This is a genomic window from Rhizobium binae (genome assembly GCF_017357225.1).
Taxonomy (GTDB): Bacteria; Pseudomonadota; Alphaproteobacteria; order Rhizobiales; family Rhizobiaceae; genus Rhizobium; species Rhizobium binae.
Genome location: NZ_CP071610.1, coordinates 187298 through 198938, shown reverse-complemented (window position 1 = coordinate 198938; position 11641 = coordinate 187298). Strand labels below are relative to the sequence as shown.

Genomic DNA, 11641 nt, shown 5'->3' with positions numbered 1-11641 from the left:
GGCCAATCGTAAGCGCGATTTTCAATGCGCATTGACGGCAGTTGACGGACACTTGCGCTTAGCTGGGTAGCAGTACCCAGCTTTATCAGGCCGCAGTGGTCTTGGAGTAATTGAAGGGCAGCAGGTCGCCGATGTCGTCGGCTTCGTCAAGCTGAGGCAGCTCAGTGAGGACGTGGCGCAGCCAAGAGAGCGGATCGACGCCACAGGCGCGGCAGGTCAGCATCAGACTGTAAATCACAGCGCTGGCCCTGGCTCCGTCAGCGGTATCGCTGAACAGCCACGATTTTCTTCCGGTGGCAAAAACTCTGATCTCGCGTTCCAGAATGTTGTTATCGATCGGCATCCTGCCATCGCTGGTGTAGCGCGTCAGATAATCCCATTGGTTCAGGGTGTAGGACACAGCATCGCCGAGCTTGGTATCCGGTACGACCTTCGGCGCGATGTTATCGAGCCACGTCTTTAGGGCGTTCAGGACAGGCAGGCTGTGCTGCTGGCGGAAACGGCGAATGCAATCGGCCTTTGTCTCCCCTGGATCTGGGGTCTTGTCTCTCGCCTGCCTTTCGATCCGGTAGAGCTGTTCGAAGAACCGGAGTGCCTGTTCCGGCGGTCCGCCTCCATTCTTTCTCGCCTTGAGGGCATCAACGAAGCGCCGCCTGGAGTGAGCCATGCATCCGACATGGGTTGCGCCATTCAATGTGCGCCAGGCAGTGTAGCCATCAGTGACGAGTATGCCACGGTAGTCACCAAGGAAGGTCTGCGGATAAATCTGACCGCGGCCGGGCTGGTAGTCGAGAAGCACGATCGGCTCGTCACTGTTCTCGCTGCTGCGGTACGCCCACATGTACGACGTGCTGGTGGCTTCCTTGTCCTTTTCCTTCAGCACCTGAACCGTCGTCTCATCGCCATGGATGAGAGACTGCGATTTCAGCCGCAGCTTCAAAGCATCATAGATGCGGTATAGATGCTTCTCGCTCGAGCCGATGACCCAATGCGCAAGAGCGCCACGGCTGATCGGAACGCCAGCACGCTCGAATGTCTGAGCCACGCGGTAGAGCGGCGTGCCATCTACGTATTTGTGGACGAGAGCAAAGGCGAGCGTCGACGCGGTGGCGATGCTGCCCGGCAGGGGTTGCGTGGGCATGGGCGCGATTACGACAGGCGTGTTAATCCCTGTACGGTCACAGTGCCGGCAGGCGTATTTGAACCGTACGTTCTGCAGGACCTTTGCCTTGATCTCGATATGGAGCTGCTCGCTAACGGCTTCGCCCATTCGATGCATTTGGCTTTTGCAGCACGGGCAAGCCTTCTGATCATCAGCAAGGTCGTATTCGACACGCTCGCGCGGCAGGTCTGCCGGCAGAGGCCTGCGTCCCCGCTTTTTGCCCGTAACGCCCTCGGCCGCAGGCAAGCCAGTATCCGGAAGCTCGACGTCATCGTCTTCCTCGCTACCACCTTCGACCGCAGCCTCTTCGGCCTCGTTGAAGAGACGATCAATGTGCTTCTCACTGCGGGGTGCAAAGCGATGGAGCTTTGCCAGTGCCAGTTCTTCTTCCAGCTTGACGACCCGCTGCGAGAGCGCTTCCTTCTCGGCTTTGAGCGCGGCGATTTCGGCAGCGTTGGCTGCTAATTGCGCCATCAGTTCTGCAATGCTCGGTTCGCCGGTGCGCGTCATCAGATTCTTGAATCTGAACCGCCCCTGCGCGTCAATCTCAATTCGCCATCCTCAGCCAGCAATCTGATACTGCCGCACGGGATGGCGGACCATCGCATCGATATCGATGCCGTCGAGGATCCAGTGGAGTTGCTCTGTCGTCAGCGTCACCACCGCAGTTTCCCGACGGGGCCACCTGAACCGGTCTTCCGTTAGCTTCTTCAGGACCATAACAAACCCGGACCGATCAAAGAACAAGAGCTTCACCCGGTCACGCCTGCGATTGCAGAAGGCAAACACCGATGGAGCAAACGGGTCCAGCTCCATCACCTCTTGCACAAGGACCGCGAGGCTGTTGATGCCCGCGCGGAAGTCGATGGGTTCCCGGTGGAGGTAGACCTGCAGATCAGCGCCCAGTCTGAACATGGCTCAACGCTCCTATGATTGCCGCCAGACCATCGACATCGCTGCATTCCAGCGTCAGGCTGACCCCGTTCGGCAGCACCGCGCTCAGCTTGGATGCATGAGATCGCTTGCCCACCGGCTCCACCTTCGTCAGTGGACCGCTGGCAGAAGACGAGTGCATATCCGTAGCTATCTGAACCGGAACGAACGTAGATACCGCAGGCAATGCACTATCTTCTTTGGCTCTCTTCACCCATTTGCGAACGAGATTGGCGTTGACGCCGTGCTCCAGAGCTAGACGCGAAACCGAAACGCCGGGCTCTAAACACGCTGCGACAAGCTGATCTCGGGAGGAAGGGTCATATCGACGGCGACCGTCGCGGCCAACAAGCCGCACCTGCAGTTTAGGAGCATCGTCCATGATTTGGTGTCCACCTGTTTTTGGTGGACACTTCATGCATCAGAGCACTCCGCTTCAAAAGGCGCATAGAAATTCGCGCTTACGGCCAATCTGACGAAGTCATCGGGGTTGACACGGTTCACCGGCGCGTCCATTTGGATCGTGAAAGTTGCCGGGGCGGTTTCGCACTGCTGGGCAAGCTCTCGAAGCTCCTTTTTCCCGCGCTCAACCAAGCTCTGTGTCGCCTTGTCCCAGCTGATGATGATGGTGGACTCCTCACGAGCAGTCTGCCCTGCGAGCTGCAGTTTGAGTGCAGCATCTGCCAGCTTGTCCAGTCGTCTCTCATAGAAGAACGTGTAAGTCTCTGCGTCCAGCGACGGAGGCGCGAGGAGGTTAGGGTGCTCCTTGAAACGATCGAGCGAGGCCACCCCAAAAGCCTCGAAGAAATTCGCTACTGGAGAATACCGAACCTTATTCTCCGGACCGTGGCGCAGGATGATGTGGTTGAAACGCTCTGTGATAGGCATCCCCCCAAGCGAAATACCAAACGCCTCTAACCCGTCCGCGTGCTTCTTAACATCCGAAATCATTCCGGTGCTACGGCGCACAACGACACCTGCCTGTCGAGCAGCCGCCAGTACTGCATACACCATGCACTGATTGAGTTGCGCGGCACGGCCGAGAGCGAGGAGGGGTCCGCTCGTGTTGATGGTCAGCAATCGGTCCTTGCGAAGGAGAGGGGTCAGAATGTCAAGGATACCACGCTCAAGCAACACCTTATGAAGGTCTCCTTCGAACACAGGTTCAAGGTCAGTTTCCGGATTCCTATCCTCATGGGCCGCCAAAACACTCGTTCTCAACACGTCCTGACCGAAATAATTCAGGAAAGTCTCGGTGAAACGCACATGCTCGAATCCGCTTATCATTAGATTCAGAATGTCTGTCAGTGCTCCATCACCATTACCGCTCACGAGGTAAGTGACGGGTGGATTTGGCTCTATCGCCGCTGTTCCAACACCTCGTTGCTTCCAATAATCGTAGACATCGGCATCACCGGTCTTCTTTTCATCGCCGAAACCCATCGACAGGACGACTTGCTTGAAGACATAGCTCTGGCCGTTATCGAAATGCAGCCGCCATTCTGATCCTTCTTGAGCGAGCGCCGATAGCTTGTGCCGTTCTTTCCAGACGAGTTTTTGCTGCAGTTGAGCCCGGTGGCCGTGGAATTCCTGGGCAAGCTTGCTCGCAACCGTGCCGCCCTCGTCCAGCTGCCAGTTGAGGAAGGGTAGGCCAGCATCGTTTTCGAGCGAACCAACAGCCGGCCATTCGTAGATGTGAGGGTGTAGAAGCCGCGGTGAATCGCTTTGCAGCTGCAGAACCTCGTCGGCAGGATCAAACAAGGTCACACGGCAATCGAGCAACGCAAGGGCCAGCGCAATAGTAACGCCCGCTGCGCCACTCCCAACCACTGCAACAGAGTCGTTCGCTTCGATCTTGCCCGCTTCATGCATGGCTCTGGCCAATCGCAGTGCACGCACCTGCTGCGAATAGAAGGTTATTCTGCGGTCAAATGTACCGACAAAGTAGAGCCCTTCCGCACTGGGTATAGATGCTGAGGAGATCCAGTGTTCTAGATTGTTTTCTGCCAACTTCATGCGCACACATGTCTGTCAACTTTAAGCGTACCGCACGTCGCAGACGTCGCTCCCCCCGCCTCATCCTCGAAGCAACTCGAAGTATGAAGATGATTCCTGGCAGCAAAATTGGCGAATTGCAACCATAGGGGCGCTTTCCGCTATCGTTATCGTGATTGGTTGACCCGATGGTCGATTAGGGCCATTTCGCAAATCAACCAAAATCGTGGTACGATTCCTCGCCGATGGGACGCAGTGGGACGCGAAGATGCTAAAGACCGATACCCGGCAAGCAAAGTGGCGGCGGGCAAATCCAGCCAAATATGATGCTCATCTTGCAGTCCAGAGAGCCTTGAAGGCGGGCAATCTGGAAAAGCAGGTGTGTGAAGTCTGTGGGGGAGAAGCTGTCGACGCCCACCACGACCAATATGACGACCCTCTTCAGGTCCGATGGTTGTGCCGAAAACACCACACAAGGCTTCACCATTACGGCGAGGACATGTTTCCAATCAGGTATGCTGGTTATCGATGATCAGCTATTAAGCCGACCGTAATGCGTGCGACTTTTGAAGAGGATGATCACAAGGCGGCCGCCCGTGAGATCAAGCCGCCTCTTCAGACGCTCGCTTAGCAGCCTTCATCGCTTCGGTGATGCGCACTGTCTCCACTGAAACACGTGTGACGCGCCCCAGAAGATCGATCACCTGTTCCTTGAAGTTGGAGAAGTTATTGACATTGAAACTTGCCCGGATTGTCGGGTCTTTCGGCGTCTTTGCCTTGTACTGGTCCAGGACCCATTCAAGTCCCGAACGGTTGCCTAGGAGATAAGCCCAAGCTTCCTCCGGGATTCCCGAGAGGTGCGTTTCGCCATCGATTTTGATTACGCCCGCAACCTTATCGGCCCTCAAGATCGTCTCCGATGCGACGACCGCGGCCCGGAGAGCCTCGTCAGGCGCGTCGTGGCGCTCCAGTGGCCATGGTTCGACCATCTCGTACCCAATATGGAGGTCGGCAAGCTGCTTTCCCCACTCCACCCAGCGGTGAAAATCCGGTAAGAACGGGAGACGGGGGTAATCCTGCTTCAAGTTAAGTGCGTAGTGTTCGCGGTACACTGGATCGTGAAGGACTGCATAGACATAATGGAAGACGTCCTGCTTCGTGATCTTCTCGGCTTTGCCATAACGGTTTTGAAACTGCCTCAAGCCCCAGTCGGTAACGTTACCGATCTTCTCTCCGGATGACGTATAACGATAGAGTGGGGCGCAGACGGTGCCAGCCGCCGCCCCGACATAATGCAGATCGGGGAGCCGATCGACACAAGATGCCATCCAGGGTTTTTGCGCGGCCGGATCACTGAAGACAATGACGCGATTGCCGCCGCCCTGCTCGATCGGAAAGATCGCGTCCTGCTGATAGAGCCGGTGTGTGACGATCCTGTCATAGTATGTGTATGGGGAGCAGAAGGGCCGATAAGCCGCCCGCCTTATTCTTTCATCCCGGAATGCCAGCGGTGTTCCGTTCTTTAGATAATTCTCAAGCTCGGACGTCCACTTGATCGAGCGATCGACCCAGGCGCCGGTCTCTTTTGCGTTCGTATCGCCCCGCCAGCGTGTCCGTTCGGCTTCGTATGTTTCGACAAAACGACTGACCTTGTCAGCCAGACGATCTCGGTCATAGTCATAAACCCACTCATCGCGGTTCGTGGCCACTCCAAGCGAAAATAGTCGGAAGATTGCTTTTTCCTGGCCGCTGGTCTTGGCGGCTTTCGTTTTCTTGTCGATCAGCGGAATGAGATCGTTCCAGTCATTTTCTGCAAGATCGATCCAATTCGCCTTCTTATCGGGCTCGATGCGCTCAAACGTGAGCCCGGACAGCTTCGACGACGCGAGATAGGCCAGTTTGTCATCGGCGGTGTCGTGTTCCGGGCGCCGGACATAGAAGATCTTGCAGCCCTTTTGCTTGCGCCGCTTAATGAGGAAAGAGATTGCAACCCCCGTCTGAATTCCGAAGACATTGTGCTTTGTACCGGAGAGTTTCGGATTGGCCCGCACGTCGCCACCGAGGTCGACGAGATAGATTTCGTTAAACTCCTCCGCCACTGCCTTGCGAAAACCATCGAAGGTGCGGCTGTCGATGAACGATCGGTTGGTGACGAACGCCAGCACGCCGTCATCATGCATGCGATCGGACGCCCAGCGGAAGAAACGGGCATACATGTCGTAGACCTTGGTTTTCTGCGCAGTCGATAGCCGGATATAACTCGACTTGATCAGCTCATCGACACGCTTGTATTCACGGTTCTTGTTATTGTCGTTCTCATTTTGCTGATTGGCATTATAGGGTGGATTGCCGATGATGACTGAAATCTTGCGCTTGTTCTGACGTCGCACGCGTTCGACGTTTTCGTCCGAGAGAGCCGCGAACATGTCGTGTTGGTGACCGGCGCGGATTCCTAGCCCTTCCACATTGTCGAGTGTGTCGACAAAGCAGAGATTGGGATACTCGGCGAATTGTCCGGTGATCGCCGCATAGGTCGCTTCGATATTCAAGTTGGCGACGTAGTAGGGGAGGATCGCCACCTCGTTGGCGTACAGCTCGTTCTTATATTTGTGGGCAAGCTTCTTGGGATCGCCGCGGAAATATTCCAAGAGCTCGCAAATGAAGGTTCCGGTGCCCGTTGCGGGATCGAGGATTTCGACATGCTCATCCACAAGGTTTTTGGAAAAATGCCTTTCGCATAACCAGTCGGCGCCCTCGATCATGAACTTTACGATCTCGCTCGGCGTGTAGACGACACCAAGCCGGTCGGCCTTCTTCTTGTCGTAGACCTTGTAGAAATTCTCGTAGATCAGCTTGAGGAACGTCTGCTTTTCCTGATGGCTGCTGATCTGTGCGGCGTTCGCGCGGATCGCGGCATAGTAGGGCTCAAGCCCTTTCAGCGTCTCCCGTTTCACGGCACCCGTGAAGAATTTCTCTTCCAGTTCGTAAAGCTCGTGCGCGATGTTGTTCTTGCGGTGAAAATCGCTGTCGTTAAAGACGTGTGCGAAAATCTCCTCGGTCAGAATATGCTGGATGAGCATTTCGCGAACGTCGGCCTCGCCGAGGGTCGGGTTGATGGTCTCCTTGCAGGTCTGGAGAAATCGGCCGGCAGCCGATCGGAAGTCGGCGTTATCCCGGTAGGCCGTGTCGATCCTCTCGCGAAGCGCTTCCAGAACAGTCGGAAGGTCGGCCTTGAACCGGGCAACAGCCTTGCGGAATTCGGCGATCTCAGGTCGTTCATAGCGAAAGAACAGCGACACCAGGCGTAATAGGTTCGCCGTGTCAGTCATCGCAGCGCGCAGGACCTCTTGGCGGTTTTGTATCAAAACCGCGGTCTCCGAGTTTTCGAAGATGATGTTGTCTTGAGGGTAGCCCCTGGCAAATTTCTTGCGAATTTCCTCGTCCAGGTCGTCCTTGGTATCCTTGGCCTCCCAGTAACCGAGCGGCACGCGAATGTCGTGGAGGATAGTGCCGTCAGGATAAACGGTCGTTTTCAAGCTTGTCTGGACCGGAAACTCCTCCAGGAACACCAGCTTGTCGGAAGTGGCCCATGAATCCAAAAGCCGCCGGAAGGCCGGTCGAATGATCTGTTCGTTCGACAGGCCCGAGAACTTCCTCAGCCGGTCGATTTCGGCCAGGTATTGATTGATGATCTGTTGGCTCATGAAACCCCCGTTCAATCGATATCTACAATGCTAAGGCGCTGATCGAAAGGGGGTCTTTTCAGCAGAGCTGATACGCTGGGTTGTACGGTCGAAGCGATCGAGTCTTGCGCGCGTAGGAGCTTTGTAGCATGGAATACAGAGAGATTTTGCAGCTTGGGGAAAGATATGGCAGGGGACTTCGATGCGCTCAACTTTCCCTATATTCGGATCCGCGATCCGGAGTGGCTGAAGAAAACGCTCCTGGTATTCCCGCACGTGGTGCGAATCTCACCATCTAAAGATGCGCCACCCGACAGCGAGGAGATCGTTCCATTCTGCAAGATAAAGGGGCGGCGCGGACCCTTGCTGCGCGACCTCAATCTCGATGATGCGGGCATCTGGAACGATCAGTACGAGTTGCAGCAGCGCATCACTGCAAAGCTGAACGAGCCCGGCTCAACTCTGGTAGAGCGCTTTGGGAGAGAAGCGACAATCAGCAATCCAGGTTTGGTGCGCGAATCGTCAGCACTCTGGAACGATCGTCTTGCGAGCCGCACCTTTCAGATGCACGGCGAGAAGATTCTTCCTGACCTCCTGCGCTTCCTTACAATGAATGAGCTCGCATGGGAGCCGAACTATTCTGATGGAAGAGGTTATTTCGAGATGCACCCCTTGGTGGGCCAAGCTGTCATGGCGGCACTCGCCTTTGCCGCCGCAGAGCGACAGGGCCTGCAGCTTGTGACCGAGTTTCCATCCATCTACGGGCGTACGGTTCTATGCTCTAAAGAAGAAATCCTTGAGCCCTTCCTGTTAGGCGAGGCTCCCAAGCCATCGAATGCTGATGGAAACCGCGACGAAGCGCACCAGATCGCGCGAATAATCATTTATCAGCGTGCCGATACCAGAGCCTTGACCCCAGAGCGCCTCGCCGCACTCAGCAATGAATGGGAAGCGATAGCCGCATTCAAGGCAACACTGGAGGAGATGGCAGCAGACATTCCTGCCACCATTTCAGATAGCAAGGTCTTCGAGCAGCGTCTTGGCGAACGGGCCGATAGGGTCATGAGCGAATGGAAAAGTGGCAAGGCCAATCTCAGCGCCTACGTCCGAGTTCTCTTCGGTGAAGGAAGCGCTGATGAATTGAAAGACGGTCTTGCAAAGGTAGCTGAATCCGCTTTAGCGGAGCCTGTTAAGGGTGCGCTCGTGGGCGGTGCGACAACGTTCAGCCTTTACGGCGTCGCTGCCGGGCTTGCGATTGGTATCGGTATGCAGTCCGTTAAGGGCTTTACCGGCATCAGGAAGCGCGGGCGAGAGCACAGACTTCGATATCTAACTATGATGGAACGAGCCGGAGTAAGTTACCAGATCTCCTAGTCTTCGCAAGGTCGGCGCGCTTTGAAAAAAGGACCTGCAGAAGGGGCTGCGATCGAGATATCTCGGTTTCGAGCCCAGCACAGTGAAAGCCGCGTCTCGCTCATAATGGTCGAAAAATAAGCACAGCATTCATATTGCAATGCAGCAAGTGCAGGGCTGCACTGCGATCTGAGCGCTGGCGATCGGGACAGCCTCTGGTATCTTCGGATCAACGAAGCAATGCACCTCCTCCCGCAGAGCTTCGTGTTTCAGGCGACCCATTCCTCCTCCCGAAAGGGCGCCTGACGGAACAGCGGCATTCCTCCTCCCAGCCGTTGTTCAATTCTTTCGAAAAGCCTGCCGCACCTCCTCCCGCGGCGGGCTTTTTCGTTTTCCGATACATTCAAGCGCTGAGTTCAGGCGTCAAAGTAGACCGCCCTGTTCCACCGGCTCCCCGGATTTCGAGACGATCGACGATCCGTACGGTTCACGAGACGAAATGATTAGCGCGTCGTTGGGTAGCGGACGGGCCAGCTCCTTGGCTTCATCCCAGGGCGCCCGCATCCAGGTGTCGGTCTCTTCCTTCGTCAGCAACAGAACCGGCATGGCCTTTTCATGGATCGGCCTCACCAGGTCGTTGGGATCCGTGGTCAAAAACCCATAGAGGTCGTCCGTGGTCAGCCCGTCCCTGACCTTTCGCACACTCCTCCACTGCAGCACGTGGAGACCGGCAAAGAACATCAGCGGTTTGGTTGCGTCACGGGCGAACCAGGCATTCGGCACGTTGCCGCCAACCTCCTGGCTGGCCGGATCCGGTTCCGCGAAACTTGTGACCGGGACGAGGCATCTGTTTTCGACACCGAACCATCGCTTCCAGTGCGGAAAACTGAGCTTGCGCACATTGGTCGTGCCACGATCGGCCTCCATGCGGATCAGCTCGTCGAGATCGAAAGGCTTGCCCTTGGCCGCAAGTTTCTCGGCCTTGGCTTTGGCGGCCTTCTCGAGCGTGAAGCGGGGGGAGGGCAGTCCCCAGCGCGCATGGACCAGCTGCTTCTTCCCGTCGGCCGTGTTGCGGACGATCGGCCCCATCTGGTCCGGGTTCATCTGGTAGGCCGGCATTAGGTTGATCAGGCTTTCAGCGTCCTGGGCCCATTTGGCGACCCAGTCCTTGTCTTCCATGCGATAAAGGTTGCACATGCCAAATATCTACTCCGCCGAGCTCGAACGGTGGACAATCTAGCGTATGGCGCTGATTTCGCTAGTCGAGGTGGAAGACGTCGGCATTGTCCTGGCGTTCTCGCAAGCCCTTGTAGGATGGATGGCGAAGTTTGCCGTCTGTCGTCCAGGCGCGAAACTCGATCTCGGCAATCAAGGTCGGTTCGACCCAGACAATATCGGCACTTCCGGAATAGGGCAGGGGCGGCTGCTTGCGCTTCCATCGCAGCGTGTCCAGCATCTTCCGCAACCTGTTGGCCTCGGCTTGCCTGAATCCGGTGCCGACGCTTCCGACGTGGACGAGGTCAGCACCGCGGTAGGCGGCAAGCACCAACGAGGCGAAGCCGGCAGGGGACGCCGTCGACCTCTCATAACCGACGATGAAGAAAGCCTCGCTCTGGACGCATTTGATCTTCACCCAGTCCCCGGTCCGGCCGGAACGATAGGGTCGATCGAGGTGCTTGCCGACAATGCCTTCCAGGCCGAGGCGGCAGACATGCTCGAGCAGGACAGTGGGTTCGCCATCAAGTGTTTCCGACAGCCTGACGGCGCCGGCTTCATCGTTGTTTGCGACGCTCAGCGTGTCCTCGAGAAGGTGTCGGCGGGACCGATATTCGACACCACGCAGATCGTGGCCGTCCAGATAAACAAGATCGAAAGCGTAAAGAACGGCGTCGGAGGCGCGGTTGCCAGCCTGTTTGCCGGATGCGCCGAGCGATTGCTGCAGCAGCCCAAAATCCGGCCGACCCTCTTCGTCGAGAACAACGGCTTCGCCATCGATGATCATCGTCGCCGGCCCGAGCGCTCGGGCGGCCTGCTCTATGGCCGGAAACCGGTGGGTCCAGTCATGGCCGCCGCGGGTGAGGATCCGGACGCCTTGGGGCTCGATATGGACCGCGAGGCGATAGCCATCCCATTTCAGCTCCCAACTCCACTCGTTTCCTATTGGTGGACGGGACTTCAATTGCGCCAGCGCAGGCTCGACGCGCTCCGGCATGGGATCGAACAGCAGCTGCGGTTGGGCGGGATTCCGTTTCCTGCGCGGCCGGGACCGGATCGGGACCTCGGCGTCACGAAGGAGGGGTTTTGATCTCGGAGGCTTCGTCATGCCGGCAGTTCAGCAGAAAAATCATTAAGACACTGTGACGATACCGACTTGTCCCCGCAATTCACACAAAGGGATTAGTGCTCGCAAACACTCGAAAAAAAATCCGCGGGCCGCTATTGGGCTGATTCCCTTCGGTATTCGGCTGCTTTCTAATGTTCAGGATAATATTCCCATTCCTCCGGTTGCTTGACT

Annotated in this window: 9 protein-coding genes; 2 read left to right on the top strand and 7 right to left on the bottom strand. The window is 56.6% G+C overall.

Going from position 1 to position 11641, the window contains the following annotated elements; translation table 11 throughout:
- Positions 1 to 85: 85 nt before the first annotated feature.
- The 4 genes from tnpC to J2J99_RS32765 are packed head-to-tail and all read right to left on the bottom strand — an operon-like array spanning position 86 to position 4111.
- Positions 86 to 1672: an IS66 family transposase gene (tnpC, locus tag J2J99_RS32780; protein WP_207600943.1), complete on the bottom strand. Its 1587-nt coding sequence runs from the start codon at positions 1670 to 1672 to the stop codon at positions 86 to 88.
- A 51-nt stretch (positions 1673 to 1723) separates the two neighbouring features.
- Positions 1724 to 2077: an IS66 family insertion sequence element accessory protein TnpB gene (gene tnpB, locus J2J99_RS32775; protein ID WP_168302461.1), complete on the bottom strand. Its 354-nt coding sequence runs from the start codon at positions 2075 to 2077 to the stop codon at positions 1724 to 1726.
- Entirely contained in the window at positions 2058 to 2477 is a 420-nt protein-coding gene (gene tnpA, locus J2J99_RS32770; RefSeq protein ID WP_205919397.1) for an IS66-like element accessory protein TnpA, read from the bottom strand. The genes tnpB and tnpA overlap by 20 nt, the downstream gene beginning before the upstream one ends.
- A 32-nt stretch (positions 2478 to 2509) precedes the next feature.
- Positions 2510 to 4111 carry an FAD-dependent oxidoreductase gene (locus J2J99_RS32765; RefSeq protein WP_168301678.1) on the bottom strand — a complete coding sequence of 534 codons (1602 nt, stop codon included), beginning with the start codon at positions 4109 to 4111 and terminating at the stop codon, positions 2510 to 2512.
- A 247-nt stretch (positions 4112 to 4358) separates the two neighbouring features.
- Here J2J99_RS32765 and J2J99_RS32760 point away from each other — a divergent pair, with 247 nt between their 5' ends.
- Positions 4359 to 4622 carry a hypothetical protein gene (locus J2J99_RS32760; protein WP_168301677.1) on the top strand — a complete coding sequence of 88 codons (264 nt, stop codon included), beginning with the start codon at positions 4359 to 4361 and terminating at the stop codon, positions 4620 to 4622.
- A 70-nt stretch (positions 4623 to 4692) separates the two neighbouring features.
- On the opposite strand, the gene J2J99_RS32755 is transcribed toward J2J99_RS32760, so the two are convergent.
- Positions 4693 to 7794: a type ISP restriction/modification enzyme gene (locus J2J99_RS32755; RefSeq protein ID WP_168301676.1), complete on the bottom strand. Its 3102-nt coding sequence runs from the start codon at positions 7792 to 7794 to the stop codon at positions 4693 to 4695.
- A 165-nt stretch (positions 7795 to 7959) separates the two neighbouring features.
- On the opposite strand from J2J99_RS32755, the gene J2J99_RS32750 reads away from it, so the two are divergent.
- The gene (locus tag J2J99_RS32750; RefSeq protein ID WP_168301675.1) at positions 7960 to 9147 is read left to right on the top strand and encodes a hypothetical protein; all 1188 of its coding nucleotides are present in this window, start codon (positions 7960 to 7962) and stop codon (positions 9145 to 9147) included.
- Positions 9148 to 9549: 402 nt separating this feature from the next.
- Here J2J99_RS32750 and J2J99_RS32745 read toward each other — a convergent pair whose 3' ends face one another.
- Positions 9550 to 10323 (bottom strand): SOS response-associated peptidase family protein, encoded by a 774-nt coding sequence (locus J2J99_RS32745; protein WP_168301674.1) that lies wholly within the window; start codon positions 10321 to 10323, stop codon positions 9550 to 9552.
- Between the two features lie 61 nt (positions 10324 to 10384).
- Positions 10385 to 11449 carry a non-homologous end-joining DNA ligase gene (gene ligD, locus J2J99_RS32740; protein ID WP_168301673.1) on the bottom strand — a complete coding sequence of 355 codons (1065 nt, stop codon included), beginning with the start codon at positions 11447 to 11449 and terminating at the stop codon, positions 10385 to 10387.
- Positions 11450 to 11641 lie beyond the last annotated feature (192 nt).

Excerpts from the sequence above, each read along its gene's own strand:
- J2J99_RS32755 (WP_168301676.1), bottom strand. The coding sequence starts at position 7,794 with ATGAGCCAACAGATCATCAATCAATACCTGGCCGAAATCGACCGGCTG.
- tnpB (WP_168302461.1), bottom strand. The coding sequence starts at position 2,077 with ATGTTCAGACTGGGCGCTGATCTGCAGGTCTACCTCCACCGGGAACCC.
- ligD (WP_168301673.1), bottom strand. The coding sequence starts at position 11,449 with ATGACGAAGCCTCCGAGATCAAAACCCCTCCTTCGTGACGCCGAGGTC.
- tnpC (WP_207600943.1), bottom strand. The coding sequence starts at position 1,672 with ATGACGCGCACCGGCGAACCGAGCATTGCAGAACTGATGGCGCAATTA.
- J2J99_RS32760 (WP_168301677.1), top strand. The coding sequence starts at position 4,359 with ATGCTAAAGACCGATACCCGGCAAGCAAAGTGGCGGCGGGCAAATCCA.
- J2J99_RS32750 (WP_168301675.1), top strand. The coding sequence starts at position 7,960 with ATGGCAGGGGACTTCGATGCGCTCAACTTTCCCTATATTCGGATCCGC.
- tnpA (WP_205919397.1), bottom strand. The coding sequence starts at position 2,477 with ATGGACGATGCTCCTAAACTGCAGGTGCGGCTTGTTGGCCGCGACGGT.
- J2J99_RS32745 (WP_168301674.1), bottom strand. The coding sequence starts at position 10,323 with ATGTGCAACCTTTATCGCATGGAAGACAAGGACTGGGTCGCCAAATGG.
- J2J99_RS32765 (WP_168301678.1), bottom strand. The coding sequence starts at position 4,111 with ATGAAGTTGGCAGAAAACAATCTAGAACACTGGATCTCCTCAGCATCT.